This is a genomic window from Roseinatronobacter ekhonensis (assembly GCF_900499075.1).
GTDB classification, from domain to species: domain Bacteria; phylum Pseudomonadota; class Alphaproteobacteria; order Rhodobacterales; family Rhodobacteraceae; genus Roseinatronobacter; species Roseinatronobacter ekhonensis.
The window spans coordinates 1-23583 of the sequence record NZ_UIHC01000028.1; the positions used below are offsets into that span (position 1 = coordinate 1).

Sequence of the window (23583 nt, forward strand, 5' to 3'; positions counted from 1 at the left end):
CGCAAGCCTCAAGCTCGAGGCGGGCTGGTGAGGAAAGAAAGTCAGGGCGGATCATAAGCAATAGCTGAATCGTTCCAAACCCAGCAGTCAAGTCAACAAATTCGGCTTCTGCAGGACTCGGAGTATATCCCTGGGAAAGTTTCAGTAAGTTTGGGGCTTTGGGATATCGGGCAGGCGGCTGATGAGTACGATCAAGAACATGGAAGAATTTGCGCGATTGTCCGGCATTTCACGCCCGACAGTTTCCAAATACTTCAATGATCCGTCGAGCGTGCGCAGTTCCACACGAGAGCGCATCGAACAGGCGTTGGAAGTGTTCGACTATCGGCCCAACATTTATGCGGTCAATCAGAACCGCAGCCTGACAAAGAATGTCGGCATTGTCGTTCCGTATCTGGCCGACCCGTTCTTTGCCGAGATCGCACGCATTATCGAGCGCCGCAGCATTGAAGCCGGGTTTTCGCCGATCTTGTATAGCTCGCATGGCGAGCAGAAAATCGAGAACGAGATCATGGAAGGGCTGACAGCGCTCAAGCCCGCCGGAGTTTTTTTCGCGCCACTGGGTCGTTTATCGGACCGCCGCGCCATAGAAAGGTTCTGTCGTGACGTTCCGACGGTGCTGTTCGACAGCAATATCGAAGGCATGGGAGAGGCATTTGTCGGGTCCGACAACTACAGTTTCGTGCAGTTGACCGTCGAGTATCTAGGCCGGACCGGATCAAGCCCCTGTTTTTTCGAAATGTCAAAGCCGGTTAACCCCAATGCCAACAAGCGCAGGAACGCGTATATCGCGATCATGGAAGCGGAAGGGCTGGAGCCACATGTCGTGTCTGTCGAGGGGGAAGGCTGGGGATTCGAGGAAATCGGACGGCAAGGCGCGCATACGGTGCTTGATTCGCAATCCCTGCCCACAGATACCGTGTTGTTCAGCAATGACCGCCTTGCCATCGGGTTTCTGGCAGGGTGCTATGAGCGTGGTTTGCGCGTCGGCCGGGGCGAGGGATGCGCCCTGCGCGTGGCATCGCATGACGACCACCCGTTTTCGCGCTTTACCTGTCCGGCCCTGACCACGGCGGCGCATCAATATGACCTGGTCGCGGATAAGTGCATGGAAACATTGTTTTCCATGATCGAATCCGGGAGGCGCTTTTCTGCGAGGGACGATACATTGATCCCCGCAAAGCTAATCTTGCGAGCCTCTGCCTGACTGAATATTTACGCGCGTAAATAAAATTCTTGACGCGGGAAAGTTTCCACGCGTAAATTTACCTCGCGAATATAGCATCCAAGCCAGGGAGGATAAGGATGTCCATCAAGACCGCACTTCGTGCGACAAGTGCCATTGCGCTCTGCGCATTTGCCACGACCGCCATAGCCCAAGACACCACGATCACCATCGCCACCGTGAACAACGGCGACATGATCCGTATGCAGGGTTATGCCGATATATTCACCGAACAGACCGGCATCAATGTCGAGTGGGTGACGCTGGAAGAAAACGTATTGCGCCAGCGCGTGACGACCGACATCACCACCAATGGTGGCCAGTTCGACATCATGACCATCGGCATGTACGAGACCCCGATCTGGGGGGCCAATGACTGGCTGGTGCCGCTGGATGACCTGTCCGAAGAGTATGACGTGGACGACATCCTGCCCGCAATGCGCAATGGTCTGTCGCATGACGGCACGCTCTATGCAGCGCCCTTTTACGGCGAATCTTCCATGGTGATGTACCGCACCGACCTGATGGAAGCCGCTGGTCTGGAAATGCCCGAAGCGCCGACATGGCAGTTCATCCGCGAAGCGGCTGCCGCCATGGATGACCCCGAAAACGACATCAACGGCGTCTGCCTGCGCGGCAAGGCCGGTTGGGGCGAAGGCGGCGCGTTCATCACCGTCACCGGCAATTCGTTCGGCGCGCGCTGGTTCGACGAAGAGTGGAACGCCCAGTTCGACCAGCCGGAATGGGCCGAAGCGGTCAATTTCTACGTGAACCTGATGAACGACTACGGCCCCGAGGGCTACGCCACCAACGGGTTCAACGAAAACCTGTCGCTGTTCCAGCAGGGCAAATGCGGCATGTGGATTGACGCGACCGTTGCCGCGTCTTTCGTGACCAACCCCGAGGATTCGACCGTGGCCGACAGCGTTGGCTTCGCGCTGGCTCCGAATGCTGAAGGCGTTGAAAAACGCTCGAACTGGCTATGGGCATGGGCGCTGGCCATTCCGGCAGGCACACAGCAGGAAGATGCAGCCAAGCAGTTCATCGAGTGGGCGACCTCGAAAGACTATATTGAGCTGGTTGCAGAGAACGAAGGCTGGGCCAATGTTCCGCCTGGCGCGCGCACCTCGCTGTATGAAACCCCGGAATACCAGGAAGTGCCTTTCGCCCAGATGACGCTGGATTCGATCAATGCCGCCGACCCGACCAACCCGACGGTTGATCCGGTCCCCTATGTTGGCATCCAGTTCGTGGCGATCCCGGAATTCGCAGGTATGGCCACAGAGGTCAGCCAGGAATTCTCGGCGGCCTATGCCGGTCAGCAAACCGTTGAAGAGGCGCTGGCAAAAGCCCAAGCCATCACCAACGAGACGATGGAAGCAGCGGGCTACCGCTAACTCCGGCCTATGATTTCAGGGGCGGTCCTTGCGCCGCCCCTGGTCTTCTCTCCCGATTTCCCTGATCGTCTGTCGACACGGTGCCGCTGCTTGCGCCTGTCCACGTTAGAGGTGCATCCAATGGCCACCAAAGCGTCCCGATCCGCCGCCCGACTAATGATGGCGCCCGCCGTGATCCTGCTTCTGGGCTGGATGCTGGTGCCGCTGACGATGACGATTTGGTTCTCGTTTCGCAGCTATCTGCCTTTGCGCGGGGGCGATCTGGGCGCCGCTGGCTTTGACAATTATGTCCGCTTCATCTCTTCCAGTGCGTTCTGGCCATCCATCCAGACCACGCTGATACTGGTCGGCAGTGTATTGGTCATCACGGTCGTGTTCGGCACCCTGCTGGCGCTTTTGCTGGATCAGCCGATGTGGGGGCAGGGGGTTGTGCGCATCCTTGTCATCGCCCCGTTTTTCGTCATGCCGACCGTGTCGGCACTGGTTTGGAAAAACATGTTCATGGACCCAACGAACGGGTTATTCGCGCATCTTTGGCGGTTCTTCGGGGCCGAACCCGTCAGTTGGCTGTCCGACGCGTCGTTGCCGTCGATCGTGATGATCGTGTCGTGGCAATGGTTGCCTTTCGCCACGCTTATCCTGCTGACCGCCGTGCAGTCGCTGGATGGCGAACAGCTGGAAGCCGCAGAAATGGACGGCGCGACCAAGCTGAAACGGTTTTTCTTCATCATTCTGCCGCATCTCAGCCGCGCGATCACGATCGTAATCCTGATCCAGACGATCTTCCTGCTGTCGATCTTTGCCGAGATTTTCGTCACCACAGGCGGCGCGTTCGGCACCCGCACCCTGACCTACCTGATCTTTCAGCGTGTTCTGGAAAGCCAGAATATCGGCCTCGGGTCCGCCGGTGGCGTTTATGCCATCATCCTCGCCAACATTGTTGCGATCTTCCTGATGCGGATCGTCGGCAAGAACCTGGATAATTGACCATGGCCCGTGATGTGACCTCTCGCCGCAAGCTGATCAACACCGCCGCCGCATGGGCTGTCGGTTTGGTCATCTTCTTTCCGATCCTGTGGACCTTCCTGACCAGCTTCAAGTCCGAGGCGCAGGCGATCGCCGCCCCGCCCCTGTTCCTGAATTTCGACTGGACGCTGGAAAATTACGGCGTGGTCATGGAGCGGTCGAACTATGCCCGCTTCCTGTGGAATTCGATCCTGATCGCGGGCGGGTCCACCATTCTGGGCTTGCTGGTTGCGGTGCCCGCCGCGTGGTCCATGGCTTTCGTGCCGTCGCGCCGGACCAAGGATATCCTGCTGTGGATGCTCTCGACGAAGATGTTGCCTGCGGTTGGTGTGCTGTATCCCATCTACCTGCTGTTCATTCAGCTTGGGCTGCTCGACAGCCGCGCGGGGCTTATCATCGTGATGATGCTGATCAACCTGCCGATCATCGTCTGGATGCTGTATACCTATTTCCGCGAGATTCCGGTCGACATTCTGGAAGCTGCGCGCATGGACGGGGCGTCTTTGAAATCAGAGATACTTTATGTGCTGACGCCCATGGCGATCCCCGGCATCGCCTCGACCATGCTTTTGAACTTCATCCTTGCGTGGAACGAGGCGTTCTGGACGCTGAACCTGACCTCGGTCGACGCAGCGCCGCTGACGGCCTTCATCGCCAGCTATTCCAGCCCCGAGGGCCTGTTCTTCGCCAAGCTCAGCGCGGCCTCTACCATGGCCATCGCGCCGATCCTCATCCTTGGCTGGTTCAGCCAGAAACAGCTTGTCCGTGGCCTGACCTTCGGCGCGGTGAAATAAGGAATATCTGTTATGGGACGCATTACGCTCGACAAGATCACCAAGAAATTCGGCGATGTCGAAGTCATCCCGCCGCTGGACCTGACAATCGAGGATGGCGAGTTCGTGGTCTTCGTCGGCCCATCCGGCTGCGGTAAATCCACGCTCCTGCGTTTGATCGCGGGGCTGGAAGATGTCTCTGGCGGGGAAATCCGGATTGACGGGTCGGACGCCACGATGGTGCCGCCCGCCAAGCGCGGGCTGGCCATGGTGTTCCAGTCCTACGCGCTTTATCCGCATATGTCGGTGCGCAAGAACATCGCCTTTCCGTTGCGGATGGCGGGGATGAGCCCGGCAGAGCAAGACCGCCGGATCACTGCGGCCGCCGATGTTCTGAACCTGACCGACTATCTGGACCGTCGTCCCGGCCAGCTTTCGGGCGGCCAACGCCAGCGTGTGGCTATCGGGCGCGCCATTGTGCGCGAACCGGCGGCGTTCCTGTTCGACGAGCCTTTGTCGAACCTTGACGCGGCCTTGCGCGTGGGCATGCGGCTGGAAATCTCGGAACTGCACAAGCGGCTGCAAACCACGATGATCTATGTGACCCACGATCAGGTCGAGGCCATGACCATGGCCGACAAGATCGTGGTGCTGCGTGCGGGTCTTATCGAACAGGTGGGTTCCCCGTTGGAACTGTATCGCGCCCCGCGCAACCTTTTTGTCGCGGGCTTTATCGGCAGCCCCAAGATGAACCTGATCGACGGGGCCGCCGCGGACAAGCATGATTGCAAGACCATCGGCATCCGCCCCGAGCATATTTCAGTGTCACCCGAGAGTGGTGACTGGAAAGGCACGGTCGGCGTATCAGAGCATCTTGGGTCCGATACGTTCTTCCATGTCACCTGCGAGGGGATCGCGGCCCCGCTGACCGTGCGCGTGGGCGGCGAGGTCGATGTGAAGTATGGCGACACGATCTGGCTACGCCCGGGCCCCGAGCAGATTCACCGTTTCGACCAGAATGGGCTGCGCATAGCATGAAACGACTGGACGGAAAAAATGCGCTGATCACCGGCGCGGCGCGCGGGATTGGCCGTGCCTTTGCCGAGGCCTATATCCGCGAGGGCGCGCGCGTGGCGATTGCCGATATCGACATTGCCCGTGCGCGCGCCACAGCCCAAGAGCTGGGCGACGCCGCCATCGCGATAGAGCTGGATGTGACCTGTCAGGACAGCATCGACAGCGGCATTGCCGAAACAGTCGCGCGTTTTGGGCAGATCGACATTCTGATAAACAACGCCGCCATTTTCACCGCCGCCCCGATTGCCGAGATTGCACGCGAAGATTACGCGCGGTGTTTCGACATAAATGTATCCGGGACGCTCTTCATGATGCAGGCCGTCGCCCGCCACATGATAGAGCGCGGCATCAGGGGCCGGATCATCAACATGGCCAGTCAGGCCGGACGCCGTGGTGAACCGCTTGTCGCCGTCTATTGTGCGACCAAGGCCGCCGTGATCAGCCTGACCCAATCGGCGGCGCTGAACCTCATCGAGCACGGCATCAACGTGAACGCCATCGCGCCCGGCGTGGTCGATGGCGAGCATTGGGACGGCGTGGATGCGTTTTTCGCCAAGTATGAGGGCAAGGCGCCCGGTCAGAAAAAGCGCGAGGTTGGTGCCAGTGTGCCCTACGGGCGCATGGGGCAGGCCAAGGATCTGACTGGCATGGCGGTGTTCCTTGCCTCTGACGAAGCCGACTACATCGTCGCGCAATGCTATAATGTCGACGGCGGCCAATGGATGAGCTGATGATGAATACCCGCCCCGTTCCCCTGTCTAACGCGACTTTGGCCGAGTTGCCCGAATACGTTGTCGGCCCCGGCTACGACCGCGCGACCCTGACGCCGGGGATTGTGCATATCGGGCTGGGCAATTTCCACCGTGCGCATCAGGCGTGGTATACTCACCGGCTGATGCAGATGGGGTTGGCAAAGGACTGGGCGATTGTCGGGGCCGGCGTGCGGCCCGGCGACAGCGCCATGCGCGCACGGCTGCTGGCGCAGGACTGTCTGAGCACGCTGATAGAACTGGACCCTACAGGCAAATCCGCCGAGGTGTCCGGCGCGATGGTAGATTTCGTCGCGGTTACGCCCGAGAACGGACCATTGATTGCGCGCATGTCCGACCCTGCGATCCGCATCGTGTCGCTGACCGTGACAGAAGGGGGGTATTACACAGACCCTGCCACGGGCGCGCTGGATACCCGTCATCCAGACATTCAGCACGACGCGGCGAACCCGTCCACACCGCGCACCGCATTCGGGGCGATTGTTGCGGCCTTGCGCGTGCGCCGCGCGCAGGGGCTGGGGCCGTTTACGGGCCTGTCCTGCGACAACCTGCAAGGCAATGGCACGATCTTGCGGCAGGCGATTGTCGGCCTTGCGCTGCTGTCAGACCCTGATCTCGCCAGATGGATCGACTCAGAGTGCAGTTTTCCGAATTCCATGGTGGATTGCATCGTGCCTGCGACCGGACCGGCCGAAATCGCCTTGGCGCGGCAGATGGGCGTGGACGACCAAGCGCCGGTGACGCATGAGAATTTTCGCCAATGGGTGATCGAGGATGATTTCTGCGCCGGGCGGCCCGACTGGGACCGCGCGGGCGCGGTGTTTTCGTCAGATGTTCACGCGTATGAAATTATGAAAATCCGCATCCTAAACGGGGGGCATCAGGTTATCTGTGCCGCGGGCGAGCTGCTGGGTCTGGGCACGATTGCCGCGACGATGGCGCATCCGGGCATTCGCGCGATGTTTCGGCATATCGCCGCACATGAAATCGCACCCCATGTCGCGCCGGTTCCGGGCATGACACCGCAAGACTATATCACGTTGATAGAGACGCGGTTTTCCAACCCCGAAATCGCCGATACCACACGGCGCGTGGCGTTTGACGGGTCCAGCCGCCATGCCGGTTTCATCCTGCCATCGGTGCGGGACGGGCTGGCGCGTGGTGTATCCGTCGAAGGACTGGCGTTCGTGTCGGCGCTTTGGGCGCGGTATTGCACAGGCCAGACCGAAGCGGGCGAGGCCGTCGCGCCGAACGACCCCAACTGGCCCGCCTTGCACAAGGCGGCGCTGGCCGCCCGCACCCGCCCCATGGCGTGGTTGGAGCAAGAGTCGCTCTATGGCAAGCTGCACCAAGATGCGCGGTTTGCCGACAGTTTCTGCCGCTGGTTGACCGCGTTGAATGACCACGGCGTCGCGGCCACGATTGACCGGTTTTGCGCTGAAAGGGTGGCATGAGCTACCTTGGGCTTGATCTTGGCACCTCTGGCCTGAAAGCCCTTCTGGTCGATGCCGATGGCGCGGTCATTGGCCAAGCCACACGCAGCTACCCCGTAGACCACTGGCGTTCGGGTTGGTCCGAGCAAGACCCCGCACATTGGGTTGCGGCCCTGCATGGCTGCGTGGCCGATTTGCACGCGCGCCATCCTGCCTTTGGCGGGGTGCGCGGGATCGGTGTGTCGGGCCACATGCACGGGGCGACCTTGCTGGATGCGCAGGGCGCCGTTCTGCGCCCCTGTATCTTGTGGAATGACACACGCGCCCATGCCGAAGCCGCCGAGATGGACGCGGACCCACCGTTTCGCGGCATCAGCGGCAATATCGTGTTCCCCGGTTTTACCGCGCCCAAGCTGGTCTGGCTGCGCCGTCACGAGCCGGAGGTTTTCGCGCGGGTTGCCAAGGTTTTGCTGCCCGCTGCGTATATGAACCATGTTCTGACAGGCGACACCGTCGGGGACATGTCGGACGCGGCGGGGACATCATGGTTGGATATGGGTGCGCGTGACTGGTCGGACACATTGCTGCGCCTGTCGGGGATGCAGCCGGATCAGATGCCGCGCCTGGTCGAAGGCTGCGCCGCTGCGGGCCAGTTGCGCGACGATCTGGCCCGCGACTGGGGGCTGACAGGGCCGGTGATCGTGGCGGGCGGTGCGGGCGACAATGCCGCCGCCGCCTGCGGGCTTGGCTTGACCGTTGAAGGGCAGGGGGCCGTATCGCTGGGCACATCCGGCGTGGTGATGGTAGTGCGCGACGGCTACAGGCCCGCCCCTGAAACTGCGGTTCACACCTTTTGCCATGCGCTGCCCAAGCGGTGGTACCAGATGGGGGTGATGCTGGCGGCGACCGACAATCTGAACTGGTTTGCCCGACTGACCGGCCAGACGCCCGAAGGCTTGGTCGGGGAACTGGGCGACCAAGTTCAGCACCCCGGAGAGGCCGTGTTTCGACCCTATCTGGCAGGCGAGCGCACGCCGCATAACAGCCCGCATTTGCGCGCCGGTTTCGACAGGCTTGGCGCCAATACCAGCCGGGTGGACCTGACCCGCGCGGTTCTGGAAGGCGTATGCTTTGGTCTGCGCGACAATCTGGATGCCCTGCGCGCGACAGGCGCCGCGCCGCAATACCTGTTTGCAACCGGCGGCGGCAGCCGGTCCGACTATTGGTTGCATCTGCTCGCCACGGTGCTGAACCTGCCTTTGCGCGCGCCGGACGAAGGTGTGCATGGTGCCGCCCTCGGCGCTACGCGGCTGGGTATGATCGCGGCGACGGGGTGTGCGCCCGAAAGCGTGGTGACGCCTCCGCGTGCCTGTCGCAGCTATGACCCGATCCCCGGTCTTGTCGCCCCGTATGAGGACGCCCATGCCAGCTTCCGGGCGGATGTGTCGCGTCATTTGGCCAATCTTGGATAAACGAGGGGCTGCGATAAAAGCCCGCCTCAGCTCGCCAGATGCGGCGCGAAGACAAGCCGTGTGCCGTAGCGTATGCGGGGCGCGATGGTCCGCAGGTCGGCCCTGCCCAGCCCGATGCAGCCTGCCGTGGGCCGCCCCGCCCCGCGCCATTGATGGATGAAAATGGCCGACCCGCGACCGCGTATCGCGCGTGGCCAGTTCCAGTCTGTCAGGATGATCAGGTCATACATCGGGTCGGCGCGGCGCAGGCGTTCGTGGCTGAAGGCATAGGGCGCGCGGACCATCAGGTTGTAATCCTCGTGCGCGGGGTCATCCGACCACAGGTCGCGTGGGCCGATGGGCAAGGCCCAATCGGTCGGTCGTGCCATTCGGTCGGGCCGGTACAGCATGCCGACAATGCGGTGTGTGCCGACAGGTGTCGCGCCGTCGCCTTCGCGTTTGTCGGCGCGAATTCCGCCGCGCCCGATGGTGCATGGATAGCGCCGCCCCAGAAAGCGTAGGCCGGTTCGGGTCAGCACCATGTCGAACCGGTTCACAGCAAATGCCCCGATTTCGCGGCCTTTGTGGCCAGATACCGCGCGTTCTGGGCGGTTTCGCCAACCTTTAGGGCGACGCGTTCGACCACCTCCAGCCCGTGCGCGTTCAGCATGTCGACCTTGCGCGGATTGTTGGTCAGCAGCCGCACCTGAGAGAAGCCCATCTGGCGCAGCAACCCCGCGCCAATCCGGAAATCGCGTTCGTCATCTTCAAAGCCAAGGCGGTGATTGGCCTCTACCGTGTCAAAACCCTGATCCTGCAACGAATAGGCCCGCATCTTGTTGGCCAGACCGATTCCGCGCCCTTCCTGGTTCAGATACAGCAGAACACCCGCACCCTCTGCCCCCATCTGGGCCAGAGCGGCATTCAGCTGCGGCCCGCAATCGCATTTCAGGCTGCCCAGAACATCGCCTGTGAAACAGGCGGAATGCAACCGTGCCAGCACGGGTTGCGCGCGGTCGGGCTGGCCGATCTCGATGGCGTAATGCTCTTCTCCGCCATCGCGGGGGCGAAAGATATGGACGCGTCCAGCCTGTGACGCGACCATGGGCAGGCGGGCGTTGACCACGGGCGCCATGATGCTGGCGCCTGCCAGTTCCCGCGCAAGCGGTTCCAGCGGCAATTCGGTCAGGCCAAGACCGGCGGTCAGTTCTGGCGGCGGAGCACCCAGAACCAGCGCGGCGGGCAAAAGCTGCGCGGTCTTGACCAGCCCGATCGCGCTGCGGTGCAAATCGGCGGACCCGTCCCGCGCCGATTGGAACGGCCCTTTCATGGGGTGGCGCAGGTCATCGGCCGGGTCTGCCATGGCACGTAGCCAGCCAAGCCCGCCGTCGCGCGGCACAAGAATGCGCGCAACATCACCGTCATAGGGGCGAGCTTTCAAGGTTTCTGCACGGTGGCGCGTCAGAACCAGAACAAGGCCGGGCAGGCGCACCGCATCCAGCCGTTCGGTGGTAGCAGTTTCGGCGGCCATAACCAGCGCAGGGCCATCCGGCCCGCGTATCACAATCGGCACGCCAAGCCGCAAATCCGACCGCGCGCGGTTTATTTGTTCCACCAATGAAAGACCGAACGCCATGCCAGACCCTTTTCCCTTTCACGACATGTAGCCCGCGCGCCGCGATATTGAAATAAAACCTGCATGTCCGACACATACGCGTGACAGCATTGTAGCATTTGTTGCGGTTGGGCATGGCGCACCGACATGTGGGTAACATGCGACCAACATAGGAGTGACCGCCATGCCGAAGCTGAACAGCATTCTTTTGGTAGATGACGATGACGACCTGCGCGAGGCGCTGGCTGAACAACTGGTCATGACCGATGAATTCGACGTGTGCGAAGCCGCCGATGGGGCCGCCGCCATGGAACAGATCCGCGCCGGACAGTTCGATCTGGCGGTGCTGGATGTGGGCCTGCCCGACACGGACGGGCGCGAGCTGTGCAAACGCATGCGCAAAGCCGGGTTCAAATCTCCCGTGGTGATGCTGACGGGGCATGATTCGGATGCCGATACCATTCTGGGTCTGGATTCCGGCGCGAATGACTACATCACCAAGCCGTTCAAGCTGCCGATCCTGCTGGCCCGCCTGCGTGCGCAGTTGCGCCAGCATGAACAATCGGAAAACGCGGTGTTCCAGCTTGGACCCTATATGTTCAAACCGGCGCAAAAGATGCTGATCGACGAGAAAGAGCGCAAGATCCGCCTGACTGAGAAAGAGACCAACATCCTGAAATTCCTGTATCGTGCACCCGAAGGTGTGGTGCCGCGCGATATTCTTCTGCACGAGGTTTGGGGCTATAACGCGGGTGTTACCACACACACGCTGGAAACCCATATCTACCGCCTGCGGCAGAAGATCGAGCCCGATCCTTCCAACGCCTCGCTCTTGGTGACGGAATCGGGCGGCTACCGTTTGGCATCGTAATGACCAAAGCTGGTCTTATTGTTGCCAGAATCTAATGTAATGGTAGTATGACAATATGATTGTCCTCGAAATCCCTACTGCGTCGGGGTCTAGACGCAGAGTTCCTCCCTGTTGGACTGTCCGGGCACGCTTTGCCCGGACTTTTTTTGTTGGCGGCTAGGGCGCTCAGGCAATCCGTCGAAAGGTCGAAACCCCGGTCGAATTGTCGAAAAACGGGACCGTGTCGGGCATGTCCTCGCCCGCGGCGAAGGCTTGCACTTCGGCCAGAACCACTTCGGTTATGAAGGGCAGGTTCAGTTTTCGGGCCTCTGCCAATGGCACCCAATGCAGGTGTGACAGCTCCTCGCAGGCGGCGGAAAAATCATCCAGATCGCCGGTGATCGCGCCTGCATCGGCTAGGAAAAACCGCGCGTCGAACCGGCGGGGGCGGCCCGGCGGGGTGATCGCGCGAAAGATGAATCGCAGCCCCTTGGCGCTGGGCCGCAACCCATGGGCGGCAAAGCCCTGCCAGTCGGCGGGCGCATCGGGCCAGTCACCCGGCAGGCCCATCATCAGCCCGGTTTCTTCCCACATCTCGCGAATGGCGGCAGCGGCCAAGGCGTCGGGCAGGTCATGTGCCTGCGCCAGCCTTGCGCGGCAAGGGTCGGGCATGGTCACGGGAATATCGGCATCCGTGGTATCTACCGCGCCGCCGGGAAAGACGAATTTGTCAGGCATGAACGCTGCCTTGGCTCCACGTTGGCCCATCAACACATCCGGGCCGTGCGCGGTTTGCCTCAGCAGGATAATGGTGGCCGCGTCGCGGATCGCCGTTTTGTCGATGACGCCGGTATTAGTGCTCTCGCTCATCGCCGAACCCGTGCATGCGTTTCGCCCATTGGAACGCGACGATCATGCCCTTGAACCGCGGCAGAAGGAAGAGGGTCATCGCCACTAGCAACAAAGCGGACAATACGAACAGAAGCGTAGGGTTCATGTTGTAGTTGAACATGACATAGACCATCAGCGGCACGACGGTTTTAAGTGTGACCAGCATGGTCAGATAGGCCGGCCCGTCATCTGCGCGCTGATGGCTCAGGTCTTCGCCGCAGGCGGGGCAACATTCGCGCACGGTCAGGTAGTTGCGCAGCATAGGGGCCGCGCCACAGGCAGGGCATTTGCAGCGGATACCGCGTAGCACGGCCTCACCCAGCGGGCGGTCGTCTATCTGCTCTGGGCTGTCGGTCTGTGAAAGTGTCATGCGCTCGCTCCTACTATGCTAGCCCGCATACGCCCCTGCCGCGAAAAATGCACCTGCAATACAGAATTTGCGTCAGCGTGTCGCAAGTTTGTGCCGATGCGGTGCTTGCATTTCATGCGACGGAAACCGTGCGGGCCTGCGTTGAACACATATCGGGCGGCCAGAGGGGCCGCGCAACATGAAGGACACCGATCATGAACAAGATACTCATTCCCGCAATCGCCCTGTCTGTTGCACTGGGGGCTGGCGTTGCCAGCGCGCGTGGCAATCACGATATGGGCCCGCGCAACCTGCCCAGCTTTGAAGAGCTTGACCGTGACGGCAATGGCGAGATCACGCCGGAAGATATTCAGGCATTTGGCGAAGCGCGCCGGGCCGAGATCGAAGCCAAGCGCGCCGAGCGTATGAAAGAACGTGCCGCGCAAATGGGCGAGCGCGGGCAACGTATGTTTGACCGCGTAGATGCCAATGACGATGGCGTTGTCGACGCCGAGGAATATGCCGCCTTCACCGACCGCATGGCAGAGCGTATGGAGAACCGTGGCAAAGGCCGTTGGGGCCGTCATTAAGCATAGCGGATGCGGGCGGGGCGCCTTTGCCCCGCCCGATGGAAGGATGACAGGTGCTGTCAGAGCAGGACGAGGCCGATTTGCTGGCGCGGTTCGCGCAAGGCGACTTGCACGCAGCGCAGGCGCTGACCGACCTGTTGGCCCCGCGCTTGCTACGCTTTGCCACCCGCATGCTGGGCGACCGATCAGAGGCCGAGGATGTGACTCAAGACACCATGTTGCGGCTGTGGCGCATGGCACCGGATTGGGAGGCAGGGCAGGCCAAGCCCTCGACCTGGGCGTTTCGGGTGGCGCGGAACCTGTGCACCGACCGTTTGCGCCGCCGCAAGCCCATGGTGCCAGAGATGCCGGACCTGCCCGACGACGCGGCAGGTGCCGACGCCCGAATGATGCAGACCGCCCGCGCGCAGGCGCTGGATGCCGCCTTGGCACAACTGCCCGACCGGCAGCGCGAGGCGGTTATCCTGCGCCACATAGAGGGGCTGTCGAACCCCGAGATTGCCGCCATATTGATGGTGGGGGTTGAAGCGGTCGAAAGCCTGACCGCGCGCGGCAAACGCAAGCTGACCGCCCTGCTGAGCGGCCGAAAAGAGGAATTGGGATATGACGCAGAAGATACCTGACGACGATCTGTCGCTGTTTCTTGAGGCCGGGAAGCAACAGGAATTGCCCGATGCCTTGCGCACCCGCATTCTGGCGGATGCCGAAATGTGCTTGGCCAAACAGACGGCTTCCGGCTGGCGGCTGGTGTTGCGCGACTGGGCGCGCGGGTGGGCCATGCCCTCGGTTGCCGGGGGTGTCGGGGCCACGCTGGCGGGGCTGTATCTGGGGTTGGTTATGCCCTTGTCGATGTATGACGCGCCGATCTGGATGGACAGCGCGCTGGGCGTTTTCGAGACGGTCACGGCACCGATTGTCGGTGTTCAAGACCCGCTGGAACTGGGGTTCTAAGATGACGGAGACACGGAAAAAGACAAGCCGCTGGAAAACATGGGCGTTGGTCGGGTCGGTCACGCTGAACCTGGTGCTGGTGGGGATGCTCGGCGGCGTGGTGCTGCGTGGCGGTCCAGATGGAAGCCTGATGCGCGCGACGATCGGTGCATTGCCGGATGACGCGCGGCGCGATATGCGCCGAGAAGGCCGAGAGGCGTTTCGCGGCACGCGCGGGCGCGGCGATCTGCGCGCGGCACGGGCCGATATGCTGGCGGCGTTGCGCGCCGAAACCTTTGACGAAGCCGCATTCCGCGCCGGGCTGGACGCGGCGCAGGGGCGATTGCTGCAAATCGGCGACCGTTTGGAAGGCCAGCTTGTGATGCGCCTGTCCACGCTGGACCGCGCGGCACGGGCAGAGGTGGCCGACCGGCTGGAGCAGCGCACCGAACGGATTGCGCGCGACCGCGGCCGCGACTAATTCTTGATCTTGCGGCCCAGCAATTCCAGCCGGTGCCCTTCCAGCTTATAGCCCAGACGTCGCGCAATCTTGTCTTGCAGTGCCTCTATTTCCGGGTCGCAAAATTCGATGACTTCGCCTGTGTCCATGTCGATCAGGTGGTCATGGTGGTCTCGCTGGCTGTCTTCGAACCGCGCGCGTCCGTCACCGAATTCCACGCGGTCCAGTATGCCCGCTTCCTCGAATAATTTGACGGTGCGGTACACGGTTGCCAACGAAATCTGCGCGTCGCGCGCATTGGCGCGGGCGTGTAATTCTTCGACATCGGGGTGGTCATCGGCCTCGTCCAGCACAGCGGCGATGGTGCGGCGCTGGTCTGTCAGGCGCACGCCGTGCGTCTGCAAACGCTGCATGATCGATTTTGCCATAGTGCTGCCCCTGAACTTCGGCCCGTTGGGGCCGAAGTTTACGGGTTTCGCGCGGTGCTGAAAACCGCCAATCGTGGTGTTACAGCTTGCCCTTCAGAAATCCGCCCAGCATGGATTGCAGCGATCCGAAATCCATGTCCTGCGCTTCGCCCTGCGGTGACAGTTTGTCGATCATGGCAGGCAGAGCTTGCGACAGCACGTCAGTTGCCTCTGACGGTGCCATATTCGCCTTCGCAGCCAGTTGCTGCACCACATCGCCGCCCAGCGCCTGTTCGATGTCAGCACCGGCCACGGCTTTGTTGGCCCCGTCGCCCAGCCAGCTTTGCACGGCATCACCCATGCCCGCATTCTGGAAATTGGCCAGCAATCCTTGCACACCGCCCACGGGGCTGTCCTTGGACAAAAGGCCCATGACCCCTTCCATCAGCTTGGGGTTTTGCATGACCATGCTGGCCAGACCGGCCTTTTGGCCACCGGAATTGAGCACCATATCGGTGAGGGATTTCAGAAGGCTCATATCGCGTTACTCCTTGCGAACTTATCACGCGGCGACAGTATCATGGCCGGGCTGCCCTGTCACCGCCCGTAATAGAAGCCAACGACATGTTCCGCTTCGGCAAAGAACAGCCAGCGTTGCGCCAGCATTCCGGCCAAGTGCAGCGCCAGTGCCAGAAAGGCTGCCGCATAGCTCGCAGGCAGCATGAGCAACAGAGCAGGTGCCAGCGCGCCCAAGCCCAGCGCGATCAGGCGCAGTTTATGCGCGTGTTTGCGGCCCACGATATGCACCATCTCTCGCAGCAGGTAGTTGCGCCCCGAATGTGGCGGTTCCAGCAGGCGGACACGGCCCAAGCCGCCAAGGCCCGTCGCCGTGCCTGCATCGCTACCGGAGGCGGCAAGCCGCCGATCGCCCGCGACCCAATGCGCGACCATGGCCATCGACAACGCCAGCATCAGCCACAAGGCAATTGTCAGCTTGGCAGCCAGAAGCGCGCCACCTGCGAGCCCGGCCAGCACAAAGACGGGCGGGGTGGACCAATGGTGCCAGCGCGGCACGGCGCGGATCTGAGCATAGATCATGGCGGTGGCGAAGATCGTGACAAGTGACAGCGCTCCACCGATCCAGCCTAGAACTGGCAGGGGTGTGTCCCAGAACGCAGACGCAGCGGCATGGGGTGCCATTATAGCCAGTGTGGCGGCGGACAGAACTGCCTCTCGCGAGAGCCAGCTAGAGCGCCACTGGGTAAACGCCAGCAGCGCGCGTTCGGGGTGGCCCAAGTGAAAGGCGGCAGCGATCAGCCCGATGCCCGCCAGACCGTAACCCAAGCCGAAAAACACGATTGCGGCGAACCCGGTGGGCGTGCGAAGGCCAAAGCCCAGCCACGCCAACAGCCCAAAGCCGATGCCCGACAGCGTGGTGAACAGGATCAGGGATGGGGCTGGATGCATCAGATCTTCTCCAACGCGCGGTCCAGCCAGCCAAGGAACCCCTTGGCCGCAGGTGCGTCCGCTGCCCCCGGCACCGGGTCGCACAGGCTGGCCAGATCGGGGATATCCAGATTGTCGCGCGCACGCGGCGGCAGGTATTTGTTGACCGGGGCGGTGTCTTGTTCCGGCATCAGGTCGAACCCTTCGCGTGCGGCAACAAGTTTCGACACGTCGCTGTCTGGGTCCGACAGGTCGCCGAAATGCCGCGCATTCGACGGGCAGGTGCGCACGCAGGCGGGTTCGCGGTCTTCTTCAGGCAGGTTTTCGTTGTAAATCCGGTCCACGCAGAGGGTGCATTTCTTCATCACCCTTGAAGCGCCATCCATCTCTCGGGCGCCGTACGGGCAGGCCCAAGCACATAGCCCACAGCCGATGCAGGCGTCCTCGTTGACCAGAACAATCCCGTCCTCTGACCGCTTGTAGCTGGCCCCGGTGGGGCAGACGGTGACGCAGGGCGCGTCATCGCAATGCAGGCAGGATTTCGGGAAATGCACCACCATGGGCGGGGCTTGGTCGCGCGCCACTTCAAAACTGTGGACACGGTTCAGGAAGGTGCCTTCGGGCTGATCGCCATACGCGTCCATATCCGACAAAGGCGCGCCGTAGGCTTGGGTGTTCCAGCCCTTGCACGAAATCACACAGGCATGACAGCCGACGCAGGTATCAAGGTCGATGACAAGGCCCAGTTTCTTCTGGGTGGTTTGCGGCAACTGGGTCATGCGGGCTGTTCCGTTGTCATGGGCTGCATGGAGAGCGGTGCGCGTTGCTGGGAGTCCCATGTCGCCACGAACCAGATGAACGACCCGAGCATTAGCGCGATGAAGGCGAAGATGAGAAGCAGGGTTCGGCCCATCACAAGCGCCTTTTGCAAATGGCCCGCGCACCGGATGCCGCGCGGCGTGTGACGCGCGTGGTGCCATGAGTATTTGGGGCAAGATGAAATTGCATGGGTCAGCCTTTGACCTGCTGCGTCACGGTTTGCGGGGCGGGTGGTACGGGGCTGTCCTGGGTGCCGGTATGCGGGTGGGCGACGCTCTGGCCTGCAGGCGCCTTTTCGACCCGCACGCGCAGGTCATACCACGCCGCCTGCCCTGTGACCGGGTCGGAATTGGCCCAGCGCAGCCCGTCGCCCTTGGGGGGCATGAGTTCATGGATCAGATGGTTCAGAAGCTGCGATTTGGTCGCTTCCGGCGCGTCGTCGTCCAGCGCCCAAGCGCCGCGCCGTTTGGCGATGGCGTTCCATGTCCAGACGGTATGGGGGTTGAGCGCGTCCATCCGCACCACGGGCAGGGTGATGCGGCCGTGGGGCGAGGTGAGGATGGCCCAGTCGCCTTGTTTGAACTGATGCGCTGTCCAGATTTCGCCCGACACATATAGCGGGGTCTGCCCGTGGATCTGGCGCAGCCATGCGTTTTGGCTGCCCCATGAGTGGTAGTGCGCCATCGGGCGTTGGGTCAGGGCGTGCAGGGGGTAGTCTGCCGGGTCTGTTACGTCATCGGTGAAGGTCGGATACCAGATTGGCAACGGGTCCATCGTTTGGCATAGCCGCGCGCGTAAATGGTCGGGGGGCTGGCGGTGGCCATGCCCCTCGGCGGCCAGTTGGAACTTGCGCAGCGGTTCGGAGTACAGATTGAACACATAAGGCTGCGGGCTGTCATAGATGCCGCGTTCCACCGCCCAATCCTGATAGGCGGCGTTCCATGGTTTGAAGAACTGCGCTTCTGCCGGGATATGGTCGATCCAGAAGCCGCCGTTTTCGATGTAGCGCGCGATCTGGTCGGGGTTGGGGGCGCCGCGGCCCTTGCCGTCGCCATTGCCGCGAAAGCCCGCCAGCGGCCCGACGCCGGGGCGGCGTTCATGGTTGGTGATGTAATCTGCGTAATCTTCGAATTTCGGTGTGCCGTCGTCTTTGACCATACCCGGCAGACCGAGGCGCGCGCCAAGGTCCAGAAGCACGGACTGGAAAGCCCGCACATCGCGGTCGGGCTGCACCACGGGCCAGCGGATGGAGTCTGCCAGCGCCTCTGCCTCGCAGATGGGCCGGTCGAGGAGCGAGATACAATCGTGCCGTTCCAGATAGGTTGTGTCTGGCAGGATCAGGTCCGCATAGGCCACCATTTCCGAGCTGTAGGCATCGGAATAGATGATATTCGGGACTTTATAGCTGCCGTCGTCGTTCTGATCGGTCAGCATGTCCATGACCGCGCTGGTATTCATGGAGGAATTCCACGCCATGTTCGCCATATACAGGAACAGCGTGTCGATCTTATACGGATCGCCCGCATGCGCATTGCTGATGACCATGTGCATCATGCCGTGCGCAGACAGCGGCGCGTCCCATGAGAACGCCTTGTCGATGCGTTTGGGCTGGCCCGTGTCATCCAGCAGCAGGTGTTCCGGCCCCAGCGGATAGCCCAAGTGCGGGCCATCGAGCGGCTGGCCCGGCGCATGGCCGGCATGCGGGCGGGGGTGCGCTTCGGGCGGTTTGGGGTAGGGCGGTTTGAACCGGAACCCGCCCGGTGTTTCCACCGACCCGATCAGGATTTGCAGCATATGCAGCGCGCGGGCGGTCTGGAAGCCGTTGGAATGCGCCGAAATCCCGCGCATGGCGTGCATCGCCACGGGGCGGCCCACCATTGTGTCGTGTTTCACCCCGCGAAAATCTGTCCAGGGTTGGTTGATCGTGATCTCTTCCTCGAACGCCACGCGGGCGATTTCCGCTGCAATGGCGCGGATGCGCGTGGGCGCGATGCCGCACCGCTCGGCCACCGCTTCTGGCGCGTAATCGTCCGACAGGTAGCGGTCGGCCAGGTGACGGAAAGCGGGCAGATGCGTGACACCCCCGATCTCGACACCCGCGCCAAGGTCGGGGGAAATGTCGGGCGCATCCCACGCTACGGCGTGGCCCGTGCGGCGGTCGCGGACCATGGGTTTGCCGTCCGTGTCGCGCAGGAACAGCCCCTTTTCCGGCCCCTTATGCGCGTTCACAAGGTAGGGCGCGTTGGTGTAGCGGATCAGGTAGCCAAGGTCGATCTTGCCCGCCCGCAGCAGTTCATGCACCAGCGACAGGATGAACAGCCCGTCTGTGCCGGGGGTGATGGCGACCCAATCATCGGCAATGGCGTTGTAGCCAGACCGAATAGGGTTCACGCCAATCACACGCGCGCCGCGCGATTTCAGCTTGCCAAGGCCCATCTTGATCGGGTTGCTGTCATGGTCTTCGGCCACGCCGAACAGCAGGAACAGCTTGGTGCGGTCCCAGTCGGGCTGGCCAAACTCCCAGAACGCGCCGCCCATGGTGTAGATGCCCGCCGCCGCCATGTTCACGCTGCAAAACCCGCCATGCGCGGCCCAGTTGGGGGTGCCAAACGCCTGCGCCCACCATCCGGTGAACGATTGCGACTGGTCGCGCCCGGTGAAGAATGCCAGTTTTTCCGGTGCCGTTTCGCGCAGCGGTTTCAGCCAGTCAACGGCGGTTTGCAGCGCCTCTTCCCACGAAATTTCGCGGAACTTTCCAGACCCGCGCGGCCCGACGCGCTTGAGAGGCGCGCGCAACCGGGCGGGTGAATTGTGCTGCATGATCCCGGCGCTGCCCTTGGCGCAGAGCACGCCCTTGTTGACGGGGTGGTCGCGGTTGCCTTCGATATAGGCCACCTTCCCGCCTTTCATGTGCACGTTTATCCCGCAGCGACAGGCGCACATGTAACAGGTGGTTTTGCGGACCTCGTCCGAAACCTGCGGTGACAGGTCCGGGGCTGGCTGGCTTGGCATACCCTATCCTCCCTTATCGCGTTCCGCGCGGGTGCCGAAGCGCGGGACGGTGTTTGTGCCAACAGAACAGAAACGGGACAGGGTTGTCCAGATGTATCAATTCGCGCCCTTGTCGCCTTGGGCCTGCGCGTGCATGTAAGGGTCAGACCAAGGAGAGACCGGATGCCGTTCACGCTTGCCACATGGAATATCAACTCTGTACGTCTACGCGCGGGGCTGGTGCAAAAGCTGCTGGCCGAAGAAGCGCCCGATGTGCTGTGCCTGCAAGAGTGCAAATCCCCGGTCGAGAAGATCCCGTTCGAGTTGTTTGCCGAGATGGGCTACGGGTACTGGGCCGCGCGCGGGCAGAAGGGCTATAATGGCGTGGCGATCCTGTCGCGCATGCCGTTGCAGGATGCAGGCCATATCGACTGGTGCGGCAAAGGGGATGCCCGCCATGTCGCCGCCACGCTGGAAAATGGTGTGACCATCCACAATTGCTACATTCCGGCGGGGGGCGATGTTGCGGACCGCGAGGTAAACGAAAAATTCGGCCACAAGCTGGATACGCTGACGGAAATGCGCGACCATTTCGGCGCCAACCAGCCTGAGAAATCTATCCTTGTAGGCGATCTGAACATTGCCCCGCGCGAGGATGATGTTTGGTCGCACAAGCAGCTTTTGAAAGTTGTCTCGCACACGCCCATAGAGGTGGAACACTTGGGCAATGCACAGCATGCGGGCGGCTGGGTCGATGTGACCCGCGCCGATACTCCAGAGGGGCAGCTTTATTCGTGGTGGTCCTACCGTGCCCGCGATTGGGATGCCGCCGACAAGGGCCGCCGGTTGGACCATATCTGGGCCAGCGGCGATATTGCAGGCGCCGCGCATGGCTCTCGCGTGTTGCGCGCCGCGCGCGGGTGGGAACAACCGTCCGACCACGCGCCGGTTTTTGCCAGTTTCGACCTGTAGCCACCCTTTCGTTTCGGGCCGCGCGCGCCCATATATGGCAAGAGCGTAATTTTTCGGACCAAGAGGACCAAGATGCTGGAATTTGGGACAGGCGCTGCGGGCGCGGGCGAAGACGTCATCAAGGACACGACCGACCAGACCTTTATGGCCGATGTGATCGAGGCCAGCCAAGAGGTGCCGGTGATCGTCGATTTCTGGGCGCCATGGTGCGGGCCGTGCAAAACGCTTGGACCGGCGCTGGAGGCAGAGGTCAAGGCGGCGGGCGGCAAGGTTCGCATGGTCAAGGTCAATGTCGATGAAAACCAAGCCGTGGCCGGGCAGTTGCGGGTCCAATCCATCCCCACCGTCTATGCCTTCTTTCAGGGCCAACCGGTGGACGGGTTTCAAGGCGCGCAGCAACCGTCGCAGTTGAAGGAATTTGTCAGCAAACTGGCCGCTATGGGCGGTGATGACGGGCTGGGCGCGGCGCTGGACGAGGCCGAGCAGATGCTGGAAGACGGCGCCGCGACCGATGCCGCGCAGGTGTTTGCCGCCGTGCTGTCCGAAGAGCCCGAGAATGCCCGCGCATTCGGCGGGCTGGCGCGCGCACATATCGCGGCGGGCAATCTGGATCAGGCAGAAGCGCTGATCGCCAATGCCCCGGCCGCGATTGCGTCCGGCCCGGAAGTGGACGCCGCCCGTGCCAAGCTGGCATTGGCACAGCAGGCCGCAAGCGCGGGACCGCTGGATGATCTGCGCGCGGCGGTCGAAGCGAACCCAGATGACCACCAAGCCCGGTTCGATCTGGCACAGGCGCAATATGCCAACGGGCAGGTTGAAGACGCGATCGAAACTTTGTTGGACCTGTTCCGGCGCGACCGCGAGTGGAATGACGGGGCGGCCAAGGCGCAGTTGTTCACCATTTTCGACGCGCTCAAACCGAATGATCCGCTGGCTGCCAAAGGACGCCGCCGACTATCGTCAATGATATTTGCCTGAGGGCGGGTTCGGGTTAGGTTGCAACGCATGACGCGTATCAAAGATTTCCCCGACCTTATCCCGGTCTTTCCCTTGCCGGGTGCGCTGCTTTTGCCGCGCGCCCGACTGCCGTTGCACATCTTTGAGCCGCGATACATCGCCATGCTGGAAGATTGTATGAAAACGCCGCACCGCTTGATCGGGATGGTCCAACCCCGCAGCGCGCCAGACGGCGCGGATCGGTGGCATTCCATCGGTTGTGCCGGGCGGTTGACCGCGTTTTCCGAAACCGAAGACGGGCGCTACATGATCACGCTGACCGGCGTGTCGCGTTTCCGTGTCCGTCAAGAGGTTGCCGGCTTCACACCCTACCGGCGGGCTGAAGTGGAATGGGCCGATTTCAATCGCGATTGTGGAGAGGCCGAGCATGATGGCGGCTTCGAGCGCGAGGCGTTCTTTTCGCTACTGGAAAAGTTTTTCGCGCATCACGCATTGTCCACGGATTGGAGCAGCCTGAAAGAGGCGGATGACGAGATGCTGATAAACTCTTTGTCCATGCTCTGCCCGTTCGACCCCGATGAAAAGCAGGCTTTGCTGGAAGCGCCTTCCTTGCCGACACGGCGCGAAACCTTGGTCACGCTGATGCAGTTTGCCCTGCATGGCGGGGATGACGAGACGCTGCAATGAGCGCGCCCGAACGCGGCTTTGACCGCCATATGCTGGAAGCGTTGGTGTGCCCCATCACGAAAGCGCAGTTACGCTATGACGCTGCGGCGCAAGAGCTTGTGTCGCGCCCCGCGCATCTGGCGTTCCCGATTCGCAATGGCATACCGATCATGCTTGTGGATGAAGCGCGCGAAATTGACTGAGCTGTGGTGAATATGGAAAAGCCCCGACCTTTCGGTCAGGGCTGTCCGAGTAGAAACCACGCGCCGTTGTTCAGGCGACGCGCTTGGAGATCGGGCGCCCGGTCAGGACCTTCTGACCGACCCGAATAACGATCATGCCATTTGCCAAACGCTTCACCACCGGCCCTTGTGCCAGAATGTGATGTCCGATGCGTATGGTCGCGAGCATGATGATGTCCTTCGTGTTGCCAGCAACCTAGCAAATCCGGCAACAACGCCAATCGGTGCTAACCACAATCTGCCCAA

Annotated in this window: 28 protein-coding genes; 17 read left to right on the forward strand and 11 right to left on the reverse strand. The window is 61.9% G+C overall.

From position 1 onward, the window contains the following. The first annotated feature begins 181 nt into the window (after positions 1 to 181). The 8 genes from ROE7235_RS12590 (at position 182) to xylB (ending at position 9173) form a co-directional block, all read left to right on the forward strand. Entirely contained in the window at positions 182 to 1207 is a 1026-nt protein-coding gene (locus ROE7235_RS12590) for a LacI family DNA-binding transcriptional regulator (protein ID WP_121095884.1), read from the forward strand. 98 nt (positions 1208 to 1305) lie between these two features. Then, positions 1306 to 2622 carry an ABC transporter substrate-binding protein gene (locus ROE7235_RS12595; RefSeq protein WP_121095885.1) on the forward strand — a complete coding sequence of 439 codons (1317 nt, stop codon included), beginning with the start codon at positions 1306 to 1308 and terminating at the stop codon, positions 2620 to 2622. A 120-nt stretch (positions 2623 to 2742) separates the two neighbouring features. Then, positions 2743 to 3609, forward strand: a complete 867-nt coding sequence (locus ROE7235_RS12600; protein WP_121095886.1) for a carbohydrate ABC transporter permease — start codon at positions 2743 to 2745, stop codon at positions 3607 to 3609. Between the two features lie 2 nt (positions 3610 to 3611). Continuing rightward, positions 3612 to 4442 (forward strand): carbohydrate ABC transporter permease, encoded by an 831-nt coding sequence (locus tag ROE7235_RS12605; protein WP_121095887.1) that lies wholly within the window; start codon positions 3612 to 3614, stop codon positions 4440 to 4442. 12 nt (positions 4443 to 4454) lie between these two features. Beyond that, complete coding sequence (locus tag ROE7235_RS12610; RefSeq protein ID WP_121095888.1) at positions 4455 to 5459, forward strand: ABC transporter ATP-binding protein; 1005 nt, start codon at positions 4455 to 4457, stop codon at positions 5457 to 5459. Then, entirely contained in the window at positions 5456 to 6229 is a 774-nt protein-coding gene (locus ROE7235_RS12615) for an L-iditol 2-dehydrogenase (protein WP_121095889.1), read from the forward strand. Before ROE7235_RS12610 ends, ROE7235_RS12615 begins: the two co-directional genes overlap by 4 nt. Then, complete coding sequence (locus ROE7235_RS12620; RefSeq protein ID WP_121095890.1) at positions 6217 to 7722, forward strand: mannitol dehydrogenase family protein; 1506 nt, start codon at positions 6217 to 6219, stop codon at positions 7720 to 7722. Before ROE7235_RS12615 ends, ROE7235_RS12620 begins: the two co-directional genes overlap by 13 nt. Continuing rightward, complete coding sequence (gene xylB, locus ROE7235_RS12625) at positions 7719 to 9173, forward strand: xylulokinase (protein WP_121095891.1); 1455 nt, start codon at positions 7719 to 7721, stop codon at positions 9171 to 9173. Before ROE7235_RS12620 ends, xylB begins: the two co-directional genes overlap by 4 nt. A gap of 26 nt (positions 9174 to 9199) precedes the next feature. Here the strand turns inward: xylB and ROE7235_RS12630 are convergent, their stop codons facing one another. Next, the gene (locus ROE7235_RS12630; protein ID WP_370743725.1) at positions 9200 to 9694 is read right to left on the reverse strand and encodes a L,D-transpeptidase family protein; all 495 of its coding nucleotides are present in this window, start codon (positions 9692 to 9694) and stop codon (positions 9200 to 9202) included. An 11-nt stretch (positions 9695 to 9705) separates the two neighbouring features. Continuing rightward, entirely contained in the window at positions 9706 to 10788 is a 1083-nt protein-coding gene (gene ribA, locus ROE7235_RS12635; protein WP_121095893.1) for a GTP cyclohydrolase II, read from the reverse strand. A 163-nt stretch (positions 10789 to 10951) separates the two neighbouring features. Between ribA and ROE7235_RS12640 the strand changes: the two genes are divergently transcribed. Continuing rightward, positions 10952 to 11638 carry a response regulator transcription factor gene (locus ROE7235_RS12640; RefSeq protein WP_121095894.1) on the forward strand — a complete coding sequence of 229 codons (687 nt, stop codon included), beginning with the start codon at positions 10952 to 10954 and terminating at the stop codon, positions 11636 to 11638. A gap of 165 nt (positions 11639 to 11803) precedes the next feature. Here the strand turns inward: ROE7235_RS12640 and ROE7235_RS12645 are convergent, their stop codons facing one another. Together ROE7235_RS12645 and ROE7235_RS12650 are read right to left on the reverse strand one after the other, a co-directional pair. Next, a complete protein-coding gene (locus ROE7235_RS12645) occupies positions 11804 to 12487 on the reverse strand; it encodes an NUDIX hydrolase (protein WP_121095895.1) in 684 nt (227 codons plus the stop codon). After that, a complete protein-coding gene (locus tag ROE7235_RS12650; protein ID WP_121095896.1) occupies positions 12471 to 12878 on the reverse strand; it encodes a DUF983 domain-containing protein in 408 nt (135 codons plus the stop codon). The genes ROE7235_RS12645 and ROE7235_RS12650 overlap by 17 nt, the downstream gene beginning before the upstream one ends. Before the next feature lie 194 nt (positions 12879 to 13072). On the opposite strand from ROE7235_RS12650, the gene ROE7235_RS12655 reads away from it, so the two are divergent. The 4 genes from ROE7235_RS12655 to ROE7235_RS20150 are packed head-to-tail and all read left to right on the forward strand — an operon-like array spanning position 13073 to position 14858. After that, entirely contained in the window at positions 13073 to 13447 is a 375-nt protein-coding gene (locus ROE7235_RS12655) for an EF-hand domain-containing protein (RefSeq protein ID WP_121095897.1), read from the forward strand. Between the two features lie 53 nt (positions 13448 to 13500). Then, a complete protein-coding gene (locus ROE7235_RS12660; RefSeq protein ID WP_121095898.1) occupies positions 13501 to 14070 on the forward strand; it encodes an RNA polymerase sigma factor in 570 nt (189 codons plus the stop codon). After that, entirely contained in the window at positions 14051 to 14398 is a 348-nt protein-coding gene (locus tag ROE7235_RS20145) for a hypothetical protein (protein WP_183073501.1), read from the forward strand. Before ROE7235_RS12660 ends, ROE7235_RS20145 begins: the two co-directional genes overlap by 20 nt. A 1-nt stretch (position 14399) precedes the next feature. After that, positions 14400 to 14858 carry a periplasmic heavy metal sensor gene (locus ROE7235_RS20150; RefSeq protein ID WP_183073502.1) on the forward strand — a complete coding sequence of 153 codons (459 nt, stop codon included), beginning with the start codon at positions 14400 to 14402 and terminating at the stop codon, positions 14856 to 14858. Here the strand turns inward: ROE7235_RS20150 and ROE7235_RS12670 are convergent. From ROE7235_RS12670 to ROE7235_RS12690, 6 genes are all read right to left on the reverse strand, one after another. Beyond that, the gene (locus tag ROE7235_RS12670; protein ID WP_121095900.1) at positions 14855 to 15265 is read right to left on the reverse strand and encodes a Fur family transcriptional regulator; all 411 of its coding nucleotides are present in this window, start codon (positions 15263 to 15265) and stop codon (positions 14855 to 14857) included. The two genes, ROE7235_RS20150 and ROE7235_RS12670, sit on opposite strands and share 4 nt — an antisense overlap. Before the next feature lie 79 nt (positions 15266 to 15344). Then, a complete protein-coding gene (locus tag ROE7235_RS12675; protein ID WP_121095901.1) occupies positions 15345 to 15782 on the reverse strand; it encodes a YidB family protein in 438 nt (145 codons plus the stop codon). A gap of 59 nt (positions 15783 to 15841) precedes the next feature. Further along, positions 15842 to 16711 carry a dimethyl sulfoxide reductase anchor subunit family protein gene (locus tag ROE7235_RS12680; RefSeq protein WP_121095902.1) on the reverse strand — a complete coding sequence of 290 codons (870 nt, stop codon included), beginning with the start codon at positions 16709 to 16711 and terminating at the stop codon, positions 15842 to 15844. Then, positions 16711 to 17469, reverse strand: coding sequence for a 4Fe-4S dicluster domain-containing protein (locus ROE7235_RS12685; RefSeq protein WP_121095903.1), 759 nt, complete (start codon positions 17467 to 17469; stop codon positions 16711 to 16713). The genes ROE7235_RS12680 and ROE7235_RS12685 overlap by 1 nt, the downstream gene beginning before the upstream one ends. Further along, positions 17466 to 17603: a hypothetical protein gene (locus tag ROE7235_RS20155; RefSeq protein ID WP_183073503.1), complete on the reverse strand. Its 138-nt coding sequence runs from the start codon at positions 17601 to 17603 to the stop codon at positions 17466 to 17468. Before ROE7235_RS20155 ends, ROE7235_RS12685 begins: the two co-directional genes overlap by 4 nt. A gap of 98 nt (positions 17604 to 17701) precedes the next feature. Further along, positions 17702 to 20521, reverse strand: a complete 2820-nt coding sequence (locus ROE7235_RS12690) for a molybdopterin-dependent oxidoreductase (protein WP_121095904.1) — start codon at positions 20519 to 20521, stop codon at positions 17702 to 17704. 162 nt (positions 20522 to 20683) lie between these two features. Between ROE7235_RS12690 and ROE7235_RS12695 the strand changes: the two genes are divergently transcribed. The 4 genes from ROE7235_RS12695 (at position 20684) to ROE7235_RS12710 (ending at position 23298) form a co-directional block, all read left to right on the forward strand. Then, a complete protein-coding gene (locus ROE7235_RS12695; RefSeq protein ID WP_121095905.1) occupies positions 20684 to 21472 on the forward strand; it encodes an exodeoxyribonuclease III in 789 nt (262 codons plus the stop codon). Between the two features lie 72 nt (positions 21473 to 21544). Further along, positions 21545 to 22450, forward strand: coding sequence for a thioredoxin (gene trxA / locus ROE7235_RS12700; protein ID WP_121095906.1), 906 nt, complete (start codon positions 21545 to 21547; stop codon positions 22448 to 22450). Positions 22451 to 22477: 27 nt separating this feature from the next. Continuing rightward, complete coding sequence (locus tag ROE7235_RS12705) at positions 22478 to 23116, forward strand: LON peptidase substrate-binding domain-containing protein (RefSeq protein WP_121095907.1); 639 nt, start codon at positions 22478 to 22480, stop codon at positions 23114 to 23116. Continuing rightward, positions 23113 to 23298 carry a Trm112 family protein gene (locus ROE7235_RS12710; RefSeq protein WP_121095908.1) on the forward strand — a complete coding sequence of 62 codons (186 nt, stop codon included), beginning with the start codon at positions 23113 to 23115 and terminating at the stop codon, positions 23296 to 23298. The genes ROE7235_RS12705 and ROE7235_RS12710 overlap by 4 nt, the downstream gene beginning before the upstream one ends. 70 nt (positions 23299 to 23368) lie before the next feature. Here ROE7235_RS12710 and ROE7235_RS20160 read toward each other — a convergent pair whose 3' ends face one another. After that, complete coding sequence (locus ROE7235_RS20160) at positions 23369 to 23506, reverse strand: hypothetical protein (protein ID WP_183073504.1); 138 nt, start codon at positions 23504 to 23506, stop codon at positions 23369 to 23371. Positions 23507 to 23583: the final 77 nt, after the last annotated feature.